The 24,030-nt window shown below is 65.9% G+C and carries 25 protein-coding genes; 23 read left to right on the plus strand and 2 right to left on the minus strand.

Annotated elements, in window-relative coordinates; genetic code table 11:
• Positions 1–65: 65 nt before the first annotated feature.
• The 3 genes from pyrG to xerD are packed head-to-tail and all read left to right on the plus strand — an operon-like array spanning position 66 to position 3,398.
• Positions 66–1,841, plus strand: coding sequence for a CTP synthase (gene pyrG / locus JX552_RS14305; RefSeq protein WP_205878440.1), 1,776 nt, complete (start codon positions 66–68; stop codon positions 1,839–1,841).
• Positions 1,834–2,457 carry an NUDIX domain-containing protein gene (locus JX552_RS14310; protein ID WP_205877998.1) on the plus strand — a complete coding sequence of 208 codons (624 nt, stop codon included), beginning with the start codon at positions 1,834–1,836 and terminating at the stop codon, positions 2,455–2,457. Before pyrG ends, JX552_RS14310 begins: the two co-directional genes overlap by 8 nt.
• Positions 2,458–2,465: 8 nt before the next feature.
• Complete coding sequence (gene xerD, locus JX552_RS14315) at positions 2,466–3,398, plus strand: site-specific tyrosine recombinase XerD (protein ID WP_205878441.1); 933 nt, start codon at positions 2,466–2,468, stop codon at positions 3,396–3,398.
• A 68-nt stretch (positions 3,399–3,466) separates the two neighbouring features.
• On the opposite strand, the gene JX552_RS14320 is transcribed toward xerD, so the two are convergent.
• Positions 3,467–4,219, minus strand: a complete 753-nt coding sequence (locus JX552_RS14320; RefSeq protein ID WP_205877999.1) for an O-methyltransferase — start codon at positions 4,217–4,219, stop codon at positions 3,467–3,469.
• A gap of 132 nt (positions 4,220–4,351) precedes the next feature.
• Between JX552_RS14320 and JX552_RS14325 the strand changes: the two genes are divergently transcribed.
• The 8 genes from JX552_RS14325 to JX552_RS14355 are packed head-to-tail and all read left to right on the plus strand — an operon-like array spanning position 4,352 to position 12,442.
• Positions 4,352–5,566, plus strand: a complete 1,215-nt coding sequence (locus JX552_RS14325) for an inositol-3-phosphate synthase (protein ID WP_205878000.1) — start codon at positions 4,352–4,354, stop codon at positions 5,564–5,566.
• Positions 5,563–6,444, plus strand: a complete 882-nt coding sequence (locus tag JX552_RS14330; protein WP_205878001.1) for an SCO3242 family prenyltransferase — start codon at positions 5,563–5,565, stop codon at positions 6,442–6,444. Before JX552_RS14325 ends, JX552_RS14330 begins: the two co-directional genes overlap by 4 nt.
• Positions 6,444–7,865 carry a TIM barrel protein gene (locus tag JX552_RS14335; RefSeq protein WP_205878002.1) on the plus strand — a complete coding sequence of 474 codons (1,422 nt, stop codon included), beginning with the start codon at positions 6,444–6,446 and terminating at the stop codon, positions 7,863–7,865. The genes JX552_RS14330 and JX552_RS14335 overlap by 1 nt, the downstream gene beginning before the upstream one ends.
• Positions 7,862–8,713: a TatD family hydrolase gene (locus tag JX552_RS14340; protein ID WP_205878003.1), complete on the plus strand. Its 852-nt coding sequence runs from the start codon at positions 7,862–7,864 to the stop codon at positions 8,711–8,713. The genes JX552_RS14335 and JX552_RS14340 overlap by 4 nt, the downstream gene beginning before the upstream one ends.
• Complete coding sequence (eboE, locus tag JX552_RS14345; RefSeq protein WP_205878004.1) at positions 8,710–9,837, plus strand: metabolite traffic protein EboE; 1,128 nt, start codon at positions 8,710–8,712, stop codon at positions 9,835–9,837. The genes JX552_RS14340 and eboE overlap by 4 nt, the downstream gene beginning before the upstream one ends.
• Positions 9,834–10,958, plus strand: coding sequence for an alkaline phosphatase family protein (locus tag JX552_RS14350; RefSeq protein WP_241011041.1), 1,125 nt, complete (start codon positions 9,834–9,836; stop codon positions 10,956–10,958). Before eboE ends, JX552_RS14350 begins: the two co-directional genes overlap by 4 nt.
• The gene (locus JX552_RS32330) at positions 10,958–11,218 is read left to right on the plus strand and encodes a hypothetical protein (protein ID WP_241011042.1); all 261 of its coding nucleotides are present in this window, start codon (positions 10,958–10,960) and stop codon (positions 11,216–11,218) included. Before JX552_RS14350 ends, JX552_RS32330 begins: the two co-directional genes overlap by 1 nt.
• 9 nt (positions 11,219–11,227) lie before the next feature.
• Complete coding sequence (locus JX552_RS14355) at positions 11,228–12,442, plus strand: cytochrome P450 (RefSeq protein WP_205878005.1); 1,215 nt, start codon at positions 11,228–11,230, stop codon at positions 12,440–12,442.
• On the opposite strand, the gene JX552_RS14360 is transcribed toward JX552_RS14355, so the two are convergent.
• Positions 12,434–13,993 (minus strand): DHA2 family efflux MFS transporter permease subunit, encoded by a 1,560-nt coding sequence (locus tag JX552_RS14360; protein ID WP_205878006.1) that lies wholly within the window; start codon positions 13,991–13,993, stop codon positions 12,434–12,436. The two genes, JX552_RS14355 and JX552_RS14360, sit on opposite strands and share 9 nt — an antisense overlap.
• A 190-nt stretch (positions 13,994–14,183) precedes the next feature.
• Between JX552_RS14360 and JX552_RS14365 the strand changes: the two genes are divergently transcribed.
• The 12 genes from JX552_RS14365 (at position 14,184) to JX552_RS14420 (ending at position 24,021) form a co-directional block, all read left to right on the plus strand.
• Entirely contained in the window at positions 14,184–15,047 is an 864-nt protein-coding gene (locus JX552_RS14365; RefSeq protein WP_205878007.1) for a ParA family protein, read from the plus strand.
• On the plus strand, positions 15,035–15,856 hold the full coding sequence (locus JX552_RS14370; protein ID WP_205878442.1) for a segregation/condensation protein A: 822 nt from the start codon (positions 15,035–15,037) through the stop codon (positions 15,854–15,856). The genes JX552_RS14365 and JX552_RS14370 overlap by 13 nt, the downstream gene beginning before the upstream one ends.
• Positions 15,857–16,552, plus strand: coding sequence for an SMC-Scp complex subunit ScpB (scpB, locus tag JX552_RS14375; protein WP_205878008.1), 696 nt, complete (start codon positions 15,857–15,859; stop codon positions 16,550–16,552).
• Positions 16,552–17,301 (plus strand): pseudouridine synthase, encoded by a 750-nt coding sequence (locus JX552_RS14380; protein ID WP_205878009.1) that lies wholly within the window; start codon positions 16,552–16,554, stop codon positions 17,299–17,301. Before scpB ends, JX552_RS14380 begins: the two co-directional genes overlap by 1 nt.
• A complete protein-coding gene (gene cmk, locus JX552_RS14385; RefSeq protein ID WP_241011043.1) occupies positions 17,298–17,978 on the plus strand; it encodes a (d)CMP kinase in 681 nt (226 codons plus the stop codon). The genes JX552_RS14380 and cmk overlap by 4 nt, the downstream gene beginning before the upstream one ends.
• Positions 17,975–19,375 (plus strand): ribosome biogenesis GTPase Der, encoded by a 1,401-nt coding sequence (der, locus tag JX552_RS14390; protein ID WP_205878010.1) that lies wholly within the window; start codon positions 17,975–17,977, stop codon positions 19,373–19,375. Before cmk ends, der begins: the two co-directional genes overlap by 4 nt.
• 157 nt (positions 19,376–19,532) lie before the next feature.
• A complete protein-coding gene (locus JX552_RS14395; RefSeq protein WP_205878011.1) occupies positions 19,533–20,333 on the plus strand; it encodes an SDR family NAD(P)-dependent oxidoreductase in 801 nt (266 codons plus the stop codon).
• On the plus strand, positions 20,327–21,232 hold the full coding sequence (locus JX552_RS14400) for a 3-hydroxyacyl-CoA dehydrogenase family protein (RefSeq protein WP_205878012.1): 906 nt from the start codon (positions 20,327–20,329) through the stop codon (positions 21,230–21,232). Before JX552_RS14395 ends, JX552_RS14400 begins: the two co-directional genes overlap by 7 nt.
• Before the next feature lie 2 nt (positions 21,233–21,234).
• The gene (locus tag JX552_RS14405; RefSeq protein WP_205878013.1) at positions 21,235–22,065 is read left to right on the plus strand and encodes a cyclase family protein; all 831 of its coding nucleotides are present in this window, start codon (positions 21,235–21,237) and stop codon (positions 22,063–22,065) included.
• A gap of 2 nt (positions 22,066–22,067) precedes the next feature.
• Complete coding sequence (locus JX552_RS14410; protein ID WP_205878014.1) at positions 22,068–22,418, plus strand: beta-D-galactosidase; 351 nt, start codon at positions 22,068–22,070, stop codon at positions 22,416–22,418.
• Positions 22,415–23,245, plus strand: coding sequence for a beta-keto acid cleavage family enzyme (locus tag JX552_RS14415; protein WP_205878015.1), 831 nt, complete (start codon positions 22,415–22,417; stop codon positions 23,243–23,245). The genes JX552_RS14410 and JX552_RS14415 overlap by 4 nt, the downstream gene beginning before the upstream one ends.
• Complete coding sequence (locus JX552_RS14420) at positions 23,242–24,021, plus strand: IclR family transcriptional regulator (protein ID WP_205878016.1); 780 nt, start codon at positions 23,242–23,244, stop codon at positions 24,019–24,021. Before JX552_RS14415 ends, JX552_RS14420 begins: the two co-directional genes overlap by 4 nt.
• The last annotated feature ends 9 nt before the right edge of the window (positions 24,022–24,030 follow it).

Raw genomic sequence — 24,030 nt, forward strand, 5'->3', positions numbered from 1 at the left:
GTCGGCAGGCCCAGCTCGTTAATTTCATGCATCATGCCCTGCCCGTCTTCACGGAGGTCGCCTCGTTGCGTAAGCACCCGCAGACTGCTACCAAGCACCTCTTTGTCAGCGGTGGGGTCGCCTCGTCACTGGGCAAAGGCCTAACGGCAAGCAGCCTCGGCCAGCTTCTGACCGCACGCGGCTTGCACGTCACCATGCAGAAGCTGGATCCCTACCTCAACGTCGATCCAGGCACCATGAACCCGTTCCAGCATGGTGAGGTCTTCGTCACCGAGGACGGGGCCGAAACGGACCTCGACGTCGGCCACTATGAACGCTTCCTTGACCGTGACCTGTCCGGGTCGGCCAATGTCACTACCGGGCAGGTGTATTCGACGGTGATCGCCAAGGAGCGCCGCGGCGAGTATCTAGGCGACACCGTGCAGGTGATCCCACACATTACCGATGAGATCAAGCGACGCATCCTGGCGATGGCTGAGCCAGACTCCAACGGCCACCGCCCCGACGTCGTCATCACCGAGATCGGCGGCACTGTCGGCGACATCGAATCGCAGCCGTTTCTCGAGGCGGCCCGCCAGGTCCGCCACTACCTGGGCCGCGAGGACGTCTTCTTCCTGCACGTCTCGCTGGTGCCCTACCTGGCGCCGTCCGGCGAGCTCAAAACCAAGCCGACTCAGCACTCGGTGGCGGCGCTGCGCAGCATCGGTATCAGCCCGGACGCGCTGATCCTGCGCTGCGATCGCGTGGTCCCCGAAACGCTGAAAAACAAGATCGCGCTGATGTGTGACGTCGACATCGACGGCGTCATCTCCACCCCGGACGCGCCCTCGATCTATGACATTCCCAAGGTGTTGCACCGCGAGGAACTCGACGCGTTCGTGGTCCGCCGGCTCAATCTGCCGTTCCGAGACGTCGACTGGACGGAGTGGGACGACCTGCTGCGGCGGGTACACGAACCGCACGACACTGTCCGAATCGCGCTGGTAGGCAAGTATGTCGAGTTGTCCGACGCTTACCTCTCGGTCAGTGAGGCGTTGCGCGCGGGGGGTTTCAAGCACCGCGCCAAAGTCGAGATCGTCTGGGTGGCATCCGATGACTGCGAAACGCCGAGCGGCGCGGCGGCCACCCTGGGTGACGTACACGCCGTGCTGATCCCCGGTGGGTTCGGCATTCGTGGCATCGAGGGCAAAATCGGCGCCATCCGTTTTGCGCGGGCGCGCAGTTTGCCGGTACTGGGGCTGTGTCTGGGTCTGCAGTGCATCGTGATCGAGGCCGCCCGCTCGGTGGGCCTCACCGAGGCCAATTCCGCGGAGTTCGAGCCGAACACACCGGATCCGGTCATCTCCACCATGGCCGATCAGGAACAGGCCGTCGCCGGTGAAGCCGATCTGGGCGGCACGATGCGGCTGGGCGCCTACCCCGCCGTCCTGGAACCCGATTCCATTGTGGCCCAGGCATACCAGGCGACCCAGGTTTCCGAACGTCATCGGCACCGGTACGAGGTCAACAACTCCTACCGGGAGCGGATCGCCGAGAGCGGCCTACGCTTCAGCGGCACGTCGCCCGATGGCCACCTGGTGGAGTTCGTCGAGTACCCGCCCGATCAGCACCCATTCATCGTCGGCACCCAGGCCCACCCCGAACTCAAGAGCCGGCCCACCAGACCGCATCCCTTGTTTGTGGCATTCGTCAAGGCGGCCATCGACTACAAAGCGGGTGAACTGCTGCCCGTTGAAATCCCCGAGATCCCGGAGCACCACGCCTCCAACGGTAACGAGCGTCGAGACGCAGACGGTTCGGCGGTAGGGCAGTCGCTAGCCGAACCCGCCACCCGTGGCTGAGCACGACTTCGAGACGTTAGCCTCGGAAAGCTTTTATCAGGGAGCCATTTTCGCGCTGCGCCGGGACGAGGTGCGGATGCCGGGCGGCAACATCGCTAAACGGGAAGTCATCGAGCACTACGGCGCGGTGGCGGTGGTTGCGATGAACGAAAACAAGGACATCGCACTGGTTTACCAGTATCGCCATGCGTACGGTCGCAGAATCTGGGAGCTCCCGGCCGGCCTGCTCGACGCACCGGACGAAGCGCCGCACCTCACGGCGGAGCGTGAACTCGAAGAGGAGGTCGGACTACACGCGCGCACCTGGCAGGTACTGCTGGACGTCGATACCGCCCCGGGCTACAGCGACGAGTCGGTGCGGGTCTATCTGGCCACCGGGCTCACCGACATCGGGCGGCCCCAGGGGCACGACGAAGAAGCCGACATGACGATGCGGTGGTTCGCCCTCCACGAAGCGGTCGATAAGACGCTCAACGGTGACATCGTCAATTCGATTGCCATCGCCGGGATTTTCGCGGCCCACGCCATGGCCGCCGGCATCGCCGAACCGCGTCCGCTGGACACCCCGTGGATCGACAAGCCGACGGCCTTCGCCGAGCGCAAGGCCGCGCAGTGACCACGGCCTTGACGCTCGATACCCAGCTGCAGGGCTACCTCGATCACCTCACGATCGAGCGCGGCGTGGCGGCCAACACCCTGAGCTCCTATCGCCGCGATCTGCGCCGCTACTCGAAACATCTGGAGGAACGCGGAATTCGCGATCTGGCACAGGTGGGTGAGAACGACGTCAGCGAGTTCCTGGTGGCGCTGCGCCGCGGAGATCCCGAGTCCGGCGCGGTGGCCTTGTCCGCCGTCTCGGCGGCGCGGGCGCTGATCGCGGTACGCGGACTACATCGGTTCGCCGCCGCCGAAGGGCTGGCCGAACTTGACGTGGCGCGGGCGGTGCGACCGCCGACGCCGGGCCGCCGGCTGCCGAAGAGCCTGACCGTCGACCAGGTGCTGGCGCTGCTGAACGCCGCCGGTGGCGAGGACGCGGCCGACGGCCCGTTGACGTTGCGTAACCGGGCGTTGCTGGAGCTGCTGTACTCCACCGGGTCGAGAATCTCCGAGGCGGTAGGGCTCGACGTCGACGACATCGACACCCATGCGAGGTCGGTGTTATTGCGCGGCAAGGGTGGTAAGCAGCGGTTGGTTCCGATCGGTCGTCCCGCGGTCCAGGCACTCGAGGCCTACCTGGTGCGTGGTCGTCCGGATCTGGCCCGCCGGGGTCGCGGTACGCCGGCGATCTTTCTCAACGCCCGTGGTGGCCGGTTGTCTCGGCAGAGTGCGTGGCAGGTGTTGCAGGATGCGGCCGAGCGCGCCGGCATCATCTCAGGGGTGTCACCGCACATGCTGCGGCATTCCTTTGCCACGCACCTACTGGAAGGCGGCGCCGACGTGCGGGTGGTGCAGGAGTTACTGGGGCACGCATCGGTGACCACGACACAGATCTACACCCTGGTCACCGTGCACGCCCTGCGCGAAGTGTGGGCCGGGGCTCACCCACGGGCCACCTGACAAGCGCGAGCAGACGCGAAAGCACCCAGGAACGTGCACTCCGCGGGGACTTTGCGTCCGCTCGCGGGCTAGCCCAGGTACTCGGATTCGAGAACGAGGTCAGGCACCAGGGTCTGATACTCGAGATGAGCCTTGTGTTCGACGGTCCGGAACGACAAGCCCTGTTGGTCGCGCATGTAGGCGCGGTACTTCGGCGCACCCGGCACCTTGACGTTGTCGGCCACCACAATCGAGCCCGGGTGCAGCCAGCTCCGCTTCAGTATGCTGCGCAGGTCGTCCAGGTATGCCTTCTTGTCATGGTCAATGAAGACGAAATCCAAAGTCCCCGAGCTGAATCCATGCTGATCGGCAAGCGTGTTCAGAGTGCGTCCGCCGTCACCGATGGTGCCCACCACGCAGGTGACCCGGTCGGCGACCCCCGCGTGCGCCCAAATCTGCCGGGCGTTAGCGGCGTTGGCCTCGGCAAGTTCCACCGAATAAACCCTCGCCGCGGGTGCCGCACGCGCGATGCGCAGGGCCCCGTATCCGCAGTACGTGCCCAGCTCCAGCGCCAGCGCGGGATCGGCGCGCCGCACCGAGGCGTCGAGTATGGCGCCCTTCTCGTCGCCGACGTTGATCAACATCGACTTCTCATAGGCGAACTTGTCGATGGTCGCCAGCACGTCGTCGATGTCGCCGGCCTTGGCGTGCCGGAGGACGTATTCGACGGCTGCTGCCTCTCGGCCGTCACCGATCTGACCGGTCCGGGTGATGTTTGGGATTCCAGGCGCCATGCGCAAAACGGACCAACGCAAAGGGGCGAACCGTGCTCTGAGACTCATCAGTATCACGCTATACCCCTGAGTTTCCTGACGAACTCCTAGACCGGGCGTCGTTCCGGCGGCTAGCATCCCTTGCTTAGCGGCATGATCGACACGCCGCACCACCATGGCGTTTGCAACCAGGACCGCGCGATGAGACAACACCGCACCAGACCCGAATCGGTTCCGAATCCGCGCTGCGGGCTGTGGCTCACCGGCGCCCGAGGTTCGGTGTCCACAACCTCCATCGTTGGCCTTTATGCCCTTGCCGCCGGTGTGATCGGGGAGACCGGCTGCGTCACCGCGACCGAGAATTTCGCCGGAGTGACGCTGCCCGGCTACACCGATTTCGTGGTAGCGGGGCGCGATGTCTCGACCACGCCGCTGATCAAGAGGGCCGAGTCATTGGTCGAGGCGGGACTCCTGCCGGCACGGGTGGTCGCGGCGGTGGCGGATCGCTTGGCGGCCACCGATGACGAGATTGTCGGTCCGTCCTGCATGGCGACATCCGATCCCGCCGCCGCCGGCGCCTCCACCCAAGCAGAACTTGTCGACCGGCTCAGTGACGCGATGGCCTTGTTCGTATCGCGCAATGCACTCGATGTCCTCATCGTCATCGACGTCGCCTCGACGCAGCCCCCGGCGCGCGACCTACCCGAATATCACGACCCTGACCTGCTGATAGCCGCATTGGGGCAGCGGAATCGGATCGTGTTGCCGGCGAGCGCGCTGACCACACTCGCCGCGATCAACAATGATGCCGCTTATTCCTGCTTCACTCCGTCGCCGACCCTGGGCCTAACGGCGCTACGGTTCTTGGCCGACGACGCCGGAATCCTCTGTGCGGGACAGGACGCCAAGACCGGCCAAACCTTGTTGCGCAGCGTGCTGGCGCCGATGTTCGCCGGCCGCGCCATGGCTGTCCATTCCTGGGCCGGCACCAACCTGCTGGGTGGTGGGGACGGCGCGACGCTGGCCGATCCCGTTGCGGCCCAGTCCAAACTCGCCAGCAAGCAACGCGGGATCCAGCAACTGCTCGGTGGCGAGGTCAGTGCGCCGCTGCACATCGACTACGTGCCGGACCTCGGCGAAACCAAGGTCGCCTGGGACCACATCCACGCCACCGGCTTCCTCGGCGGCCAGATCACACTGCAAACCACCTGGTCTGCACCGGATTCCGCGCTGGCCGCACCCTTGGTTCTCGACGTCGCGCGATTGCTGGCCATGGCGCGGCTGCGCGGCGCCCGCGGCGTGGTCGGGGAGCTGGGCTACTTCTTCAAGGAACCCTGGGGTGGCAAGACGCATTCACTTGCCGCGCAATACGATGCGCTGCTGGGATGGGCCAAGTCGTTATCGGCAGACCGGTGAAGGTCAAACCGTTCCTTGATCTGATGCGGGCGCCTGCTGCGCTCACTGTGCTGGGGGACACGGCGGTGGGCGCGATCTGGTGCGGACGTCCCCTGACGGGACGGCGGCTGGCCCTGCCGCTGGCGTCGGCGTTGTTGTACTGGAGCGGCATGGTGCTCAACGACTGGGCCGATCGCGAGCGCGATGCGGTCGAACGTCCGGAGCGCCCGATACCGTCCGGTGAGGTGTCATCCGGCACGGCGTTGTCGCTCGCGGCGGTCCTGGCCGGAGCGGGTATGGCCACCGCGGCCGCAGCCAACGGCAGCCACGGGCTGGCTGCCGCGAGTCGAATCACGCTGTGGGTCATCGCCTATGACCTGGTGGCCAAGGACACCGTCGCCGGTCCGCTGGTCATGTCGGGGTGCCGAATAGTCGACGTCATGCTCGGCGCCGCGCCCGACTACCGGCCGGCGCTGCTACCGGCCTCGGTGCTCGGATTGCACACGACCGCCGTCACGGTGCTGTCGCGCAGCGAGGTCTCTGGCTCCGACCGCAGCCTTCCTGCTGTCGTTGCGGGATTGGCCACCGCGGTAGCCGGCGGCGCAGTGCTCGCCACCTCGACCGTAGGTAAGGCCGTAGGTAAGTCAGCCGGCTACCGGGCACTGCCGGGGGTCGCCGTGTACGCGTGGTCGTTCGGGCCCGGCTTGTGGCGGGCATGGCAGCAGCCATCCGCCGAGCAGATTCGCGGCGCGGTGCGCAGCGGCATCGCCTCGATGATCGCGGTGCAGGCGATGCTTGCGGCACCATCGCCGCGACCGGCCACACAGCTGGCACTGTGTGGATTGGCCATCGCACTTCGGCTCAAAGTGTCTGCGCCCCAACCGACCGAGGTGACCTGATGCACATTGGTTACAACACGAACAGCCTGGCCGACCACCCGCTGCCGGACGCGCTCGCGCTCATCGCAGACCATGGGTACAGCGCGGTCGCACTGACGATCGGCTATCCGCACGTGCGCCCGTTCGATTCCGATCTGGGCGCCCAGCTAGGCGCGCTTCGCGCATTGCTGGACACCCACGGCCTGCGTGTGGCCGTCGAAACAGGGGCCCGCTACCTCCTTGATCCCCACAACAAGCACAAGCCGTCCCTGGTCGACAGCGCGGCGCAACCACGCATCGAATTCATGCGCAGGGCGATCGATATCGCGGCGGATCTGGGGGCGACGTGCGTCTCACTCTGGTCGGGCTACGCGGTCAGCCACACCGACCCCCAGACCACCCGCGAGCTGCTGATCGGCCGCCTCGCCGAGCTTGTCGACTATGCCGATCGCAAGGACGTCACACTGGGATTCGAGCCGGAGCCAGGCATGTTCGTGGAGACGGTCGCACAAGCGCGCGAGCTGTGCCGAGCGCTTGGTGACCCGGCGCCGCTGCGGATCACACTGGATGTCGGTCATTGCGTGATGACCGAGCCGATGGGGGCCGGACCGGCGATCGTCGAGCTGGGTGACAAGCTCGTCAACGTTCACCTGGACGACATGACGCCCCGCAAGCATGAGCACCTGGAATTCGGGCACGGCAGCCTGGATCTGGGCGCGGTGATGGACGCGTTGGGCGAGACTGGGTTTTCCGGCGTCGCATCGGTCGAATTGCCAAGACACTCGAATGATGCACCGAATGTGATGCGCCGCAGCATGTCCGCGATCAAAGCGGCCCGGCTGACACCGGCCGCACGTTCCTGGATCGCCGCTGGCGTAGCGGAGATCGGACGCGACCCCGACCAGGTCTTGGAGATCTTTGCGGGCGCCGAACGCGGTATTGCCGGCGCAGGCGGTGACGCGTGCCTGCTGGCGCGGCAACAATTGCTCAGCGCATTGCTGGCTACTGCGCCCGATGCGACGGCTGCGCCACTCATCGAGAAGCTCTACCGGTGGGGAGACACCGACGAGCGACTGGCCGTACTGAACGGACTGACGGCGGCCGCGCTGGACGACAGGATCGGGCCCGTCGCAACGTCAACGGGCTTGGATTTGGCGGCGGATGCCCTGCGGTGCAACGACCCCCGACTCGTCGGCGCGGCACTGGGCGGCTTCGGCGCACGTTTCCTGGATCAGCACACGTGGCGTGACGGGGTGATGAAGTTGATCTTCATGGGCGTGCCGCTGCAGGTGGTACACGGCCTGCGTAACCGCGCGGACGCCGAATTAGGGCGTATGACAACTGATTACATCAGTGAACGACAGGCTGCCGGTCGTTCGGTGTCGTCCGACGTCGAACTGCTGAAGCATCTGACCGCCATCGGGACGGAGGTTTCGGAGTGAGGATCTTCGATCCGCACATACACATGTCGTCGCGCACCACCGACGACTATGAGGCGATGTACGCGGCGGGCGTCCGCGCGATCGTCGAACCTGCTTTCTGGTTAGGGCAACCCCGCACCGACCCCGCCTCCTTCATCGACTATTTCGACAGTCTCATCGGTTGGGAGCGGTACCGCGCATCTCAGTTCGGCATCGCGCACAACTGCACGATCGCCCTCAATCCGAAGGAGGCCAACGATAGTCGCTGCCGGGGGGTGCTCGAACAGATTCCGCGCTATCTGTCCAAGAGCGGTGTCGTCGCGGTCGGCGAGATCGGCTATGACTCGATGACGCCGGAGGAAACCACGGTATTCCAAACACAGTTGGAGATGGCGGCGACGCGGAGCCTGCCCGCACTGGTGCATACGCCACACCGGGACAAGCTGGGTGGAACCCTGGCGAGCATCGAGGTCGTGAAGAGGGTCGGGATCGACCCGGGGATGGTCTTGCTGGACCACCTCAACGAGGTCACCATCGAGCCGGTACGGGACAGCGGATGCTGGATGGGGTTCTCGATCTATCCCGATACCAAAATGGACGAGGCGCGGATGGTCGCCTTGATGCAGCGCTTCGGATTGGAACGCATCATCGTCAACTCCGCCGCGGACTGGGGCCGGTCGGATCCGCTCAAGACGGCCAAGACGGCGCGGGCGATGCTGACCGCCGGATTCACCGACGACGATGTGGATCGGGTGCTGTGGCGCAATCCGGTGGAGTTCTTCAACCAAAGCGGCCAACTTCGACTGCTCAGCGACGACCAGGAGGCGGTGTTCGCGGGCAATACCATCAACCGCGGGGAAAAACCGTGACGCTGTCCTACTGCAGCAACGTCGTCGCGGCCGACACCGTGGAGGTGCTCGAGGACCGACTGTTGTCGGTATTCGCACCGGCACGCGAACGCGCCGGGCTAGATCAACTCGGCATCGGACTTTGGCTACCCGCGCACACCATGTCCCGGTTGGCCGGGGATCCGCCGGCGCGCCGACGACTGGCGTCGATCCTGGCCGACCACGGACTTCGGGTAACCACCATGAACGCTTTTCCCTATGGGCATTTCCACGGCGAATCGGTCAAGCATGCCGTCTACCAACCGGATTGGACTACGCAGCAGCGGCTCGACTACACCCGCAGCTGTGCCGAGGTGCTCAGCGAGCTGATGGTCGACGTCCAGCAGGGCAGCATCTCGACGTTGCCGTTGGGGTGGGCTGATCCCTGGGACAACGGCTCCGATGCGCGGGCGCGGCACAATCTGGGAACGCTGAGCGAGCACCTGCGCCGTATCGAAGAACAAACGGGCCGACGGATCAGATTGGCCGTCGAACCCGAACCGGGTTGCGTGATCGGATCGTGCGGTGACGCGATCGACTGGTTCGGCCGAACAGCGCACGGGGTGGACCCCACCTACATCGGTCTGTGCCTGGACACCTGCCATCTGGCCGTGATGTACGAGGATCCCGCCGAGGTCGTAACGGGGTTGGCTGAGCTGGGAATTGACGTGGTCAAGATTCAGGCGTCCAACGCTATCGAGATTCACGACCTGGCAGCCGAAGGAGTCGCCGAAGCCTTCGCGGAATTCTCCCACTCGCCATATCTGCACCAGGCCAACGGCGTCGACGGGCACGGACGCCGATGGTTCCGGGACGATCTGCGCCTCGACGATCCGTCGGTCCCGACGTCGGGACATGTTCGCGTGCACTACCACGTGCCATTGCACGTGAGCCCGCCCGCACCGTTGTCGAACACTTCGTACGTCCTCACTGAGGTCATGGCCATGCTTTGCGACGCGACGATCCCGCGGCCGGTGGACATCGAAATCGAGACCTACACGTGGGAAGTCCTGCCCGCCTCGCTACGCATGCCCAGCCTGGCCGATGACCTGGCGGCCGAGATCTGCTGGCTCGAGCAACTCCTGACGACGCGGGAGCCGGCATGACCCGGCAAGTCCTGCTGATCGATGTCGTCGGGCTGACCCAACCGCTGCTACGGCACATGCCAAACCTGTCCGCGCTCGCGACACAGGGGGCGGTCGGTCAGCTCGCTCCGGTTTTTCCAGCCGTCACCTGCGCGGTCCAGTCGTCGATGGTCACCGGTCTGCTGCCGAATCAGCACGGGATCGTCGGGAACGGCTGGTATTTCCGGGATCTCGGGGAAGTGCTGTTATGGCGCCAGAGCAACAAGCTGGTGGCGGGGGAGAAGGTCTGGGAGACGGCCGCGGCCCGTTTCGACGGATACCGCTCGGCGAACGTGGGCTGGTGGTACGCCATGAACGCCAGCAACGACGTTGTCGTCACACCGCGGCCGGTCTATCACCAGGATGGACGCAAGTCGCCGGATTGCTACGCCGTTCCGCCGGATCTGCACGACATCCTCACCGAGAAGTTCGGCACGTTCCCGTTGTTCCAGTATTGGGGTCCCACGGCTGATATCACGTCGTCACGCTGGTTGGTCGACGCATCGGTGGAGATCGCCCGGCGTTACTCGCCCACGTTGCTCACCGCGTATATCCCGCACCTGGACTACGACTTTCAGCGCTACGGTCCGCATTCACCGCAGGCAATTACCGCAGCGGCGGACGTCGACGCCGCTCTAGAACCCCTGTTGACCTACGCCGCCGAACACGACGTGACCGTCATCGTCGTCTCCGAGTACGGCATCGCGCCGGCGCACCGGCCGGTCGACATCAACCGGGTGCTGCGGCGCGAAGGCTATCTCAGCGTCTACACGCAGCAGGGGCGCGAGTATCTAGACCCGTGGACGTCGCGGGCGTTCGCAGTCGCCGATCATCAGGCCGCGCACATCTATGTGCACGACGTTGCGGACATCGCCCGAGTGGCCGCCATGGTAGGAGCCCTGGACGGCGTCGACGAAGTACTCGACCGAGAACAGCAGCAGCGCTTGTCCATTGACCATCCGCGGGCCGGCGAACTGGTGGCGGTCGCGGAGCCTGGCGCCTGGTTCACCTACTACTACTGGCTGGACGACGACCGCGCCCCGAATTTGCGCCCTGCGTCGACATCCACCGCAAACCTGGATATGACCCAGCCGAGCTACTGATGAACCCAGCCGACCGACTGGTGAAGGCCAAAGCCGCCGCCGCACTGGCCAAAAAGGCGGTAGGACTGCGATACACGATGGGGGTCGTCGCCCTCAACGGTGACGCGGTCGGCGGCACCCATGGACGATTGCCCGACTCGCCGGAAGACACCCCCATCGTCATCACCTCTTCGCCGGACCTGTTGGCCGACTCCTCGACGCCCGTGAATGTCACCGCTGTCAAAGAGCTGGTGCTCACCGCCCACGAATTGCGAAAGTAGTTTGACCTGATGCGCCCCAGCGTGTTCGAAGCCGACCTGCCGCGGCTGGCCTATATGGACGCCGAGAACCCCGAGGACGCGCACCGCCGTATTCGGCAAGCCCGAGAACAGAGTCCGATCGCAATCGGCTTGCTCGGTCCAGAAGTTCTGAGCTACGAGCTGGTGCGCACGGTACTGTTCGACGGGCGGTTCTCGGTGGCACAAGGCCTCATGCTCGCCGCCCAGGGGGTTACGTCGGACCGCTTGAAAGAGCGGGTCCGCAACACGCTGATGAGCCTGGATGGGGCCGAACACCGCCGGATGCGGAGGTTAGCGGCCCAGGCGTTTGGCCCGCGCTCCGCGGCCCGGCTGGTGACGGTCATCACCGACGTGATCAGCTCGCTGATCGACCCGGTGGTGGAAGCCGGCAGCGGCGACGTCGTCGACGAGATCGCCCAACGCTATCCGAGCCCGGTGCTGGGTGCCTTTCTCGGTGCCCCAGAGCAGGACTGGAGGCTCTTCGCGGGGTGGTCCGAGGACATCAGCTGGATGTTCACCGGGCAAGCCGCAGCCAAACAAGACGCCATTATGACGGCCTATGACGAACTCGATGCCTACATCGCCGACATGGTTGCAGCGCGGCGCGACAACCCCACCGACGATGTGATCTCGGAGTTGATTCGTACCCACGACGGTGACCGGCTCACGCACCGGGACCTGTGCATGCTGGTCTCGGGACTGCTGATAGCGGGCACGGACACCATCCGCAACCAACTGGCCGCCGCGGTGCAGGTCCTCTGCGATCACCCGGAGCAGTGGGCGCTGCTGGGCGACCACCCGGAACTCGCGCCGCAAGCTGTCGCCGAGCTGCTGCGGCACACGCCGGCGGCCGTCTTCGTGGTCAGACAGGCCGTCGAGGACGTCGAGCTCGGCGGCGTCGTCATTCCGGCCGGCACCCGAGTCGTCGTCAACACCGCCGCCGCCAACCGCGATCCCGACGTCTACGAAGATCCCGAGCGCCTCGACATCACCCGTGAGACGGGTTCCCCGATGCTGACGTTCGGCGCGGGCGCCCGCAACTGCCTGGGCGCGCACTTGGCCAGGACGGAACTCGCTCAGGCGCTGATACTGATGACGCGGCGAATGCGCAACCCCCGGCGCACCGGCCCCGCGCCCTGGAAACCGTTCGCTCAGCTCACCGGACCGGCCACGCTGCCCATCGAATTCGACCCCACATCAACCTGATTCGTTCGCAAGGCCGGGTGGCCGCCGCGGCAGAAAGGCTATCGGGGCGAAAGCCAAGGCCACCAACACCACCGCAACCACGAACACGACGCCGTACGCGTGCGACAGGTCGTGCAGCACGTTATCCGGGAAACCCGGGTCGAGTGCCTGCGGAGGCAGCGTCGAGGGGTCGACCGGCGTGCCGCGTCGCACGGATTCCTCCTGCAGGGCAGCGATTTTGTGCGCGACCGAGACGGTGTAGGTGCGGTTGAAGTGGTCGGTCAGAATTACCGACATCAGAGCGGTTCCCACCGAAGCGGCCACCTGCTGGTTGACATTGACCAGCGTCGAGCCCCGCGCGATCTGATGGGGAGCCAGGGTCTGCACCGCCGCCGCGGAGAGCGGCATCATCGTGGCGCCCATGCCCAACCCCATGATGATCAGTCCGCAGACCAGAGTCGGCAGGTAATCGGCACGAACGGCAACCCCGTAGGCGAAGACACCCATACCCGCCGCGATGAGGGTCAGGCCGATGAGCAGGATCTTGCGGGGTCCCCGCTTGTCCATCAGCGAACCGGCGAGCGGCATGGTCACCATCGCGCCGAGCCCTCGGGGGACCATGCTCAATCCGGCGTTGAGGGGCGTCTGATGCAGCACTTCTTGGAAATAGCTCGGAAAGAGCAGACTGGCGCCGAAGAACGAGGCGGCGAAGAAGAGCATCGCCGCATTGGCCAGCGTGACGACGCGGTTGGTGAACAGGGTGAGGTCTATCAGCGGATGAGTCGCTCGGTGCAAGGCGTGAAACACGAACCCGGCAATCAGCAGCAAGCCGATGACCACCGGTATCCACACGTGACGGTCCGAGACCGTACTGCGGGTGGGGATGACCGACACCCCGTACAAGAAGGTCGCCAGGCCCGGGGAGAGCAGCAGCATGCCGACAAGGTCGAACGTTTCCGACGGGGCTGGATGATCTGCCGCGAACACCAGCGCGGCGAGACAGGCCGCGATCAGCCCGATCGGCAGGTTGATCCAGAAGATCCACGGCCAACTGAAGCTGTCGATCAGCCAGCCGCCCAGCACGGGTCCGAAAACCGGGCCCAGCAGCATCGGGATGCCCAGCACTGCCAGGACTCGACCCATCCGCCTGGGACCGGCCTCCCTGGTGAGGATGGTGAGCACCAGCGGCATCAACATGCCGCCGCCGAGACCCTGCAGCACGCGAAAGGAGATCAGGAGATTGATGGTCGGCGCCATCGCACAGAGCAGCGAACCCAAAGTGAACGCCAGCACCGAGCCGATGAACAGGCGCTTGGTGCCGAACCGGTCGGCCGCCCAACCCGCCAGCGGGATCACGGCCGCCAATGCGAGGGTGTAGCCGGTCATCGTCCACGCGACAACGGCCTGGGTGGTGTCGAAGGCGGCGACGAAGGTGCGCTGCGCGACTGTGACGACCGTCGTGTCGACGATGGCCATCATCGAACCCAGCACACACACGCCGGCGATTTTCAGGAGCCTGGCGTCGAGCCGGTCGGAATCGCTGAGCTGGTCGGCGACGTTGTCGTCATCCATGAGTCAGCTCCTCCGAAGCTCCTCAAGACGCGGATTATGTGAGACGAGCTTTACATACCGGCCTGCCGCCGAGGCCGGATTCACAGAGCTGGAAGCGTTGCCTGCGGGTCTCCCGGCGCAGGCAAGGGGAGCCGTTAGACTTTCCTGCAATGTCCACGTTGACGTCCGTCACCCCCAACCGCGACCGGGCATGACCGACCACCCCGGCAACGGTCCGGAAATCGGCCTGACTGGCCGGCCGCCGCGGGCGATCCCCGAACCCAAGCCACTGGCCAGCCACGGCCCGGCCAAAGTGGTCGCGATGTGCAACCAGAAGGGCGGCGTCGGTAAGACGACGTCGACGATCAACCTCGGCGCCGCCCTAGCCGAATACGGCCGCCGGGTGCTGCTGGTGGACATGGACCCACAGGGCGCGCTGTCAGCCGGGCTGGGGGTTCCGCACTACGAGCTGGAGAAGACGATCCACAACGTGTTGGTGGAATCGCGGGTGTCGATCGACGACGTGCTGATTAACACCCGGGTCAAGAATTTGGATCTGGTGCCCAGCAACATCGATTTGTCGGCGGCGGAAATCCAATTGGTCAACGAGGTGGGCCGCGAACAGACCCTGGCCCGGGCGCTGTATCCCGTGCTGGACCGCTACGACTATGTGCTGATCGACTGCCAGCCGTCCCTGGGACTGCTCACCGTCAACGGGCTGGCCTGCGCGGAAGGCGTGGTCATCCCCACCGAATGCGAGTTTTTCTCGTTGCGCGGTCTGGCGCTGCTCACCGACACCGTCGACAAGGTGCGCGATCGGCTGAACCCCAAACTGGACATCAGTGGCATCCTGATCACCCGCTACGACCCGCGCACCGTGAACTCCCGTGAGGTGATGGCCCGCGTCGTCGAACGCTTCGGTGATCTAGTGTTCGACACCGTGATCACCCGCACCGTCCGCTTCCCGGAGACCAGTGTCGCGGGCGAACCCATCACCACGTGGGCGCCCCGGTCTGCCGGTGCTCTCGCGTACCGCTCGCTGGCCCGCGAGTTCATCAACCGATTCGGCGTGTGAGCGGCCCCGACAGTCCGGCGGCATCCGAGAGCGGGTTTCAGGTCCGGCTGACCAACTTCGAGGGGCCGTTCGACCTGCTGCTGCAACTCATCTTCGCGCACCGGCTCGACGTCACCGAGGTGGCATTACACCAGGTCACCGACGACTTCATCGCCTACACCAAGACCATCGGCGCGCAGTTGGACTTGGAGGAGACCACCGCGTTCCTGGTGGTCGCGGCCACCCTGCTCGATCTCAAGGCGGCCCGCCTGCTGCCCACCGGCCAGGTCGACGACGACGAAGACCTGGCCCTGCTGGAAGTGCGTGACCTGCTGTTCGCCCGGCTGTTGCAGTACCGGGCGTTCAAGCACGTCGCCGAGATGTTCGCCGAGCTGGAGGCCACCGCGCTGCGCAGCTATCCGCGCTCGGTTGCCCTGGAGGAGCGCTTCGAGGGCCTGCTGCCCGAGGTGATGATCGGCGTCGACGCCCAACGGTTCGCCGAGATCGCGGCGATTGCCTTCACACCACGCCCGGTGCCTACGGTCGGCATCGGGCACCTACACGTGGAACCGGTCTCGGTTCCCGAGCAGGCCCGCCACATCCTGACCTTCCTGGAAGGGCGGGGCAGCGGCCAGTGGGCCTCCTTCTCGGAGCTGGTGGCCGATTGCACCGTGCCGGTCGAGATCGTCGGCCGCTTCCTTGCGCTGCTCGAACTGTATCGGTCCCGGGCTGTAGCATTCGACCAGTCCGAGCCCCTTGGCGTGCTCCAGGTTTCGTGGACCGGGGAACGGCCAGCGAGCGAATCGTTGCTAGAAGTGCGAGACCAGTAGATGACCCAACTGCCGCCCGGTGGCGAGCTGGATACCGGGATCCCGGATATCGCCGAACCTGCCGAGATGGATCCCGACGAACTCGGCCGGGTGCTGGAATCGTTGCTGCTGGTGGTCGACACCCCCGTGACCGCCGAGGCGCTGGCCTCGGCCACCGAGCAACCCGTGTATCGGGTCGCGGCCAAGCTGCGGCTCTTGGCCGACGATTTGACGGCGCGCGACAGCGGCATCGACCTGCGCCACACCGGCGAGGGCTGGCGGTTTTACACCCGGGCGCGATTTGCGCCCTACGTCGAGAAGCTGCTACTGGATGGGGCGCGGACCAAGCTCACCAGGGCCGCCCTGGAAACGCTGGCCGTGGTTGCCTACCGCCAGCCGGTGACCCGCGCACGGGTCAGCGCGGTCCGCGGTGTCAATGTGGACGCCGTGATGCGGACGCTGTTGGCCCGCGGGCTGATCACCGAGGTCGGTACTGACGAGGACAGCGGCGCAGTCACTTTCGCCACCACCGAGCTTTTCCTCGAGCGGCTGGGGCTGACATCGCTGGCCGAATTGCCCGACATCGCGCCGCTGCTGCCCGATGTCGACACCATCGACGACCTCAGCGAAACCCTGGACAGCGAGCCACGCTTCATCAAACTCAACGGCGGCCGGGCCGCCGATCAGCCGCTGACGTTCGACGTGGATCACGACTGATGGTCGAATCGGACGAGCGGGGGACCCGCCTGCAGAAAGTGCTGTCCCAGGCCGGAATCGCCTCGCGCCGGGCAGCCGAGCGAATGATCGTCGAGGGCCGCGTCGAAGTGGACGGTCATGTGGTGACCGAGCTGGGCACCCGGGTCGATCCGGACGTCTCGGTGATCCGCGTCGACGGAGCGCGGGTGGTGCTGGACGACTCGCTGGTCTACCTGGCGCTGAACAAGCCGCGCGGCATGCACTCGACCATGTCCGACGATCGCGGCCGTCCGTGCATCGGTGACCTGATCGAACGAAAGGTCCGGGGTAACAAGAAGTTATTTCACGTCGGGCGCCTGGACGCCGACACCGAAGGGCTCATCTTGCTGACCAACGACGGGGAGCTCGCGCACCGGCTGATGCACCCGTCCCATCAGGTGCCCAAGACCTATCTCGCCACGGTGACCGGTGCCGTACCACGCGGGCTGGGAAAGCAACTGCGCTCCGGCATCGAATTGGACGACGGCCCGGTGCGACTGGACGATTTTGCGGTGGTCGACGCGATCCCCGGCAAGTCGCTGGTGCGGGTGACGCTGCACGAGGGCCGCAACCGGATCGTGCGCCGGTTACTGGCGGCCGTCGGATTTCCGGTCGAAGCGTTGGTGCGCACCGACATCGGCGCGGTGACCCTGGGTAAGCAGCGCCCGGGCTCGGTGCGGGCGTTGCGGCACGACGAGATCGGGCAACTGTACAAGGCGGTCGGGTTGTGAGCGTTGTGGTAGCGATCGACGGGCCTGCTGGCACCGGAAAGTCCTCGGTGTCAAGGGGATTGGCACGTGGGTTGGGGGCGCGCTTCCTCGACACGGGAGCGATGTACCGGATGGTGACGCTCGCGGTGCTGCGCGCGGGTGTCGACCCCGCGAACGCCGACGCGGTCGATGAGACCGCCGCCACCGCAGAGCTTTCCGTGGGCTATGATCCCGACTCGAGCAGCTTTTCCCTTGCCGGAGAAGACGTTTCGGCGGACATCCGGGGCGACAACGTCACCAAGGCAGTGTCCGCGGTTTCGGCCGTGCCTTCGGTGCGTACCCGACTGGTCGACATCCAACGCCAGATGGCCGACGGCCCAGGCACGATCGTCGTCGAGGGACGCGACATCGGGACCGTTGTCTTCCCCGACGCACCGGTCAAGATCTTTCTGACCGCTTCCGCCGAAACCCGCGCGGAGCGCCGCAACGCCCAGAACATTCGGGCCGGACTGGCCGACGACTACGAGGCCGTGCTAGCGGACGTGCGCCGCCGGGACCACCTCGACTCCACTCGTGCGGTGTCGCCACTGCGTGCCGCGCCGGATGCGATCGTCGTCGACACCAGCGACATGACCGAGGCCGAGGTGATCGCTCACCTGCAGGAGTTGGTCACACAGCGAAGCGGGGCGGTGCGATGACCGAGGACGGGACCTGGTCCGACGAAAGCGACTGGGAGCTGATCGATTCCGAATCAGAAGACCTGGACGAGGCGGGGCCGGCACCCGTGGTGGCGATCGTGGGGCGGCCCAATGTCGGCAAGTCGACCCTGGTCAACCGGATCATCGGCCGGCGCGAAGCGGTGGTGCAGGATGTTCCGGGCGTGACCCGGGATCGGGTCTCCTACGACGCCTTGTGGACAGGTCGCCGGTTCGTGGTGCAGGACACCGGGGGATGGGAACCCGACGCCAAAGGGCTGCAGCAATTGGTGGCCGAGCAGGCCTCGGTGGCCATGCGCACCGCCGATGCGGTGATCCTGGTGGTCGACGCCACCGTGGGCGCCACCGCCGCCGACGAGGCCGCGGCCCGAATCCTGCTTCGCTCGGGCAAGCCGGTGTTCCTGGCCGCCAACAAGGTTGACAGTGAGAGGGCCGAAGCCGACGCCGCCGAGTTGTGGTCGCTGGGCCTCGGCGAACCCTATGCGATCAGTGCCATGCACGGCCGCGGGGTGGCTGAATTGCTGGACGCGGTGCTGGGCGCGGTGCCCGAGGTTTCCGAGGTGACGCCGACCGGGGGCGGTCCCCGTCGGGTCGCCCTGGTGGGTAAACCGAATGTGGGCAAGAGTTCTCTGCTGAACAAGCTGGCCGGTGATCAGCGTTCGGTGGTACACGACGTCGCGGGAACGACGGTCGATCCGGTGGACTCGCTGATTGATCTGGGCGGCAAGGTGTGGCGGTTCGTCGACACCGCTGGTCTGCGCCGCAAGGTCGGGCAGGCCAGCGGGCACGAGTTCTACGCCTCGGTGCGAACCCGCGGCGCCATCGACGCCGCCGAAGTGGTGGTCGTGCTGATCGACGCCTCCCAGCCGCTCACCGAGCAGGACTTGCGGGTGCTGTCGATGGTGATCGAGGCCGGGCGCGCGCTGGTGATCGCGTACAACAAATGGGACCTCGTCGACGAGGACCGCCGCGATCTGCTGGACCGGGAGATCGACCGCGAGTTGGTGCAGGTGCGCTGGGCGCAACGGGTCAATATCTCTGCGAAAACCGGCCGGGCGGTACAGAAGCTGGTGCCGGCGATGGAGACCGCGTTGGCGTCGTGGGACGCCCGGATCCCCACCGGGCCGCTGAACAGCTGGATCAAGGAGGTGGTGGCCGCGACGCCGCCGCCGGTGCGCGGCGGCAAGCAGCCTCGCATCCTGTTCGCCACTCAGGCCGCCTCCCGGCCGCCGACGTTCGTGCTGTTCACCACCGGATTCCTCGAAGCCGGCTACCGACGGTTCCTGGAGCGGCGCCTGCGTGAGACGTTCGGATTCGAAGGCAGCCCGATCCGGATCAACGTGAGAATGCGAGAGAAGCGCTCGGCCCAGCGCCGCTGATTACCCGCATTCCGCCCTCCGCATAGTAATTCCCACGATGCGGACATTGAAAGCTGCGTCACAAGAAAATGCCGTTGACATGCGCGGATGATCGTTCCTACTATTTCTCATATCGCGGATATTGAAGACCGCATCGTGGGAATGGTGAGGAGTTGGGATGACGACGGAGCAGTCGCTGACCAGAAGTCAGACGCGATTCAGCGTGCGCGACAAGTCGATATTGATCACCGGCGCCACCGGTTCGCTCGGGCGGGTCGCGGCGCGCGCTCTCGCCGACGCCGGAGCCCGGTTGACCCTGGCTGGCGGCAACTCGGCCGGGCTCACCGAACTGGTCGACGACGCCGGAATCGACGGCGCCGTCCTGATGCCCCGCCGCCCCGAGACTCCTGCCGACGCGCAGGCCATGGTCGAGGCCGCGGTAGCCCACCACGGCCGACTGGACGGTGTACTGGTTGCCTCGGGCATGAACCACGTCGCGCCCATCACCGAGATGTCGGTCGAGGACTTCGACAAGGTCATGGACGCCAACGTCCGGGGAGCGTGGCTGACCTGCCAGGCGGCCGGGCGGGTCATGCTCGAACAGGGTTTCGGCGGCAGCATCGTGCTGGTCTCCTCCGTGCGAGGCGCGTTGGGCCACAACGCGGGCTACAGCGCCTACTGCCCCTCCAAGGCGGGAACCGACCTGCTCGCCAAGTCGCTGGCAGCCGAGTGGGGCGCCGACCGTATTCGGGTGAACGCGTTGGCGCCCACGGTTTTCCGCTCTGAGCTGACTGAATGGATGTACGCCGACGACGAGAAAGGCCGTGCGACACGTGAGGCCATGTTCGCCCGAATTCCCTTGGGCCGCTTCGCTGAACCCGAAGACTTCGTCGGCGCCCTGATCTATCTGCTCAGCGACGCCTCCAGTTTCTACACCGGCCAGGTGATGTACCTGGACGGGGGTTACACCGCATGCTGACCTCGCACGGCTTCACCCGCGCGGCCGTCGTCGGGGCCGGCCTGATGGGACGTCGCATCGCCGGCGTGCTCGCGTCGGCGGGACTTGACGTCGTCATCACCGATACGAATACCGGAATCCTCGATGCCGCAGCCGCGGAAGCGCGCGAAGTGTCCGGCGCCGGACGTGGTTCGGTCTCGGCCACAGGTGATCTGGCTGCGGCGGCCGCCGATACCGACCTGATCGTCGAAGCCATCATCGAAAACCTGGACATCAAGCGGGAACTCTTCGCGCGACTGGCAGAACTGGCCCCCGGTGCCGTTTTAGCCACCAACACCTCGGTGCTGCCGATCGGCGCCGTCACCGAGCGCGTCGAGGACGGCGCTCGCGTGCTAGGGACGCATTTCTGGAATCCGCCCGACCTGATTCCGGTGGTCGAGGTGATTCCCTGCGAGCGGACCAGCGCCGAAACCGTGGACCGGATCATCGGTTTGCTGACCGAGGCCGGCAAGATGCCGGTGCGAGTCGGCCGCGACGTTGCCGGCTTCATCGGCAACCGGTTGCAGCATGCACTCTGGCGCGAGGCGATGGCCCTTGTCGCCGAGGGTGTTTGCGATGCGCCGACGGTGGATCTGGTGGTGCGCAACACGATTGGCTTGCGGCTGGCCACCCTCGGTCCACTGGAGAACGCCGACTACATCGGCCTTGACTTGACGCTGGCCATCCACGAAGCGGTGATCCCCAACATCAACAGCGATCCGCATCCCAGCCCGCTCCTGCGCGAGCTGGTCGAGGCGGGCCAACTCGGAGCCCGCACCGGCCGGGGGTTCCTGGACTGGCCCGAAGGCGCCCGAGCAGAAACGGCCGCCCGGTTGGCCGGGCACATCAGTCGGCAACTCAACCCAGAAAGGACGTCTTAGTCATGGAATTCACCTGGCCCCTCGGTAAAGCCGAGTCAGCATTGGAGTTTTACGACCTGTCACACCCGTGGGGACACGGTGTGCCGGCGTGGCCGTACTTCGAGGACGTCAAGATCGAACGCCTGCACGGTATGGCGAAAAGCCGGGTGCTGACCCAGAAGATCACCACCGTCATGCATTCCGGTACCCACATCGACGCCCCGGCGCACGTTGTGGAGGGCACGCCGTTCCTCGAGGAGATCCCGCTGAGCGCCTTCTTCGGCACCGGCGTCGTCGTCTCGATCCCGAAGGGCAAATGGGGTGTCGTGACCGCCGAGGACTTGGAGAAGGTCACACCGGGGATCCGGCCCGGCGACATCGTCATCGTCAATACCGGTTGGCACCACAAGTACGCCGACAGCGCCGAGTACTACGCCTATTCTCCGGGCTTCTACAAGGAGGCCGGCGAATGGTTCGCCGCCAAAGGCGTCAAGGCCGTCGGCACCGATACCCAGGCGCTGGACCATCCGCTGGCGACTGCGATCGCCCCGCACGGTCCGTCCGAAGCGCAAGGCGGTCTGTTGCCCTGGGCCGTCAAGGAATACGAAGAGCAGACCGGCCGCAAGGTGCTGGACGACTTCCCGGAGTGGGAGCCCTGCCACCGCGCGATCCTGTCCAAAGGCATCTACGGTTTCGAGAACGTCGGCGGTGATCTGGACAAGGTCACCGGCAAGCGGGTCACTTTCGCCGCGTTCCCGTGGCGGTGGGTGGGTGGCGACGGCTGCATCGTGCGGCTGGTTGCGATCGTCGACCCGACCGGGAGCTACCGTATCGAGACGGGTGAGGCGGACTGAGCATGAATGTGACTCGCGCCAGCGATGCTCCCACATATGTGGCCCCCGCACATCACCGCGTGTGCACGGCGCGGCTGCAGGGGTTGGAGGCAGGGCCCAGCGAGCGGTTCTGGGTCGGCGTGTCGCTCTACCGACCCGACGGAATAGCCGAAGAAGCCTGTGCCCCAGCGGAAACCGTCTACGTCGTGCTCGACGGTGAATTGGTGGTCTGCACCGATGAAGGTGAGACGGTGCTGGGCCGCCTCGACAGCATGCACCTGGCCACGGGGGAGACCAGGTCGATTCTCAATCGCTCGGGTCACGAGGCGACGCTGCTGGTCACCATGGCCTACCCGGACGAGGTTGAGCAATGAGTGTCATCGTCACGGTCGCACCGACCGGGCCGATTGCGACCAAGGCCGACAACCCGGCCCTGCCCACCACTCCCGAGGAGATCGCAACCGCGGTCGAACAGGCATACCATGCCGGCGCATCGGTCGCCCACATCCACCTTCGCGACGAATTCGAAAGACCGACAGCCGATCTCGACATCGCCCGGCGCACCATGGAGCTGATCGGCGAACGTTGCCCGATCCTGATCCAGATGTCGACCGGCGTCGGGCTCAGCGTGCCGTTCGAAGAACGGGAAAAGTTGGTGGAGCTGCGGCCGCGGATGGCCACGCTCAACCCCTGCTCAATGAGCTTCGGCGCCGGGGAGTTTCGCAACCCGCCGAATGCGGTGCGTCGGCTGGCCGGGCGCATGGCGGAGCTGGACATCAAGCCGGAGCTCGAAATCTACGACACCGGCCATCTGGAGGCCTGCCTGCGACTGTGGGCCGAGGGGTTGTTGGCCGAACCGCTGCAGTTCAGCATCGTGCTCGGAGTTCAGGGCGGCATGGCCGCCACGGCCGACAATCTGCTCACCATGGTGCGCCGGCTACCCACTGGGGCGATCTGGCAGGTCATCGCGATCGGTCGGGCCAACCTGGAGCTGACTGCGATGGGTCTGGCGCTGGGCGGCAACGCCCGAGTCGGGCTGGAGGACACGCTGTATCTGCGCAAGGGTGAGCTGGCACCGAGCAATCTGGCGCTGGTGTCACGCACGACGCGTCTGGCTCAGGCTCTGGATCTCCCGGTCGCGTCCGTCGAAGAAGCCGAGGCCGTGCTGCAACTGCCGGCCAAGAGAGGAGTTCGTCAATGACGGCGCTGCCGGAGATGTCGGAGGGCCGAAGCGGCGGTATTCAGGTCATTGCCCGGGCCGCCGAGATACTGCGGGTGCTGCAATCGCATCCGGGTGGCCTGAGTCAGGCCGAAATCTGCGACCGGGTCGGCATGGCCCGCTCGACGGTGAGCCGGATCCTCAACGCACTGGAGGACGAAGGGCTGGTGGCCTCGCGCCGGGGAGGTCGGGGCCCCCATCGATTGGGACCGGAGATCGCGCGGATGGCCAACACGGTGCGACTCGGCGTCGTCACCGACATGCACCCGTTCCTTACGGAGCTGTCCCGCAGCCTGAATGAGACCGTGGACCTGTCGATCCTGGACGGGGACCGGGCCGACTTCATCGACCAGGTTGTCGCGCCGCACCGCCTGCAGGCGGTCAGCGCGGTGGGGGAGTCGTTCCCGCTCTATTGCAGTGCCAACGGCAAGGCGTTACTGGCGGCCCTGCCTTCCGATCAGCTGGCCCAGGTGATGCCCAAGCGGCTGGTCCAGCTCACCACGAACACCATCACCGATCAGGCGACTCTGGTTGCCGAGCTGGATCGGATCCGGGCCGAAGGCGTCGCCTATGACCGCGAGGAGCAGACCGAAGGCATCTGCGCGGTGGGCGCGGTGCTGCACGGTGTGAGCGATGTGCTGGTGGCGGTCAGCGTGCCGGTTCCGGCGCAGCGTTTCTACGGCCGCGAGGCCGAACTCGCCCAAGTGCTGCGGGCGTGGGTTTCGAAGGTCGACACCCGCTCGCGGACCCGATACTGAGGAGGACTG

Source organism: Mycobacterium gordonae, assembly GCF_017086405.1.
In the GTDB taxonomy this organism is placed as follows: domain Bacteria; phylum Actinomycetota; class Actinomycetes; order Mycobacteriales; family Mycobacteriaceae; genus Mycobacterium; species Mycobacterium gordonae_D.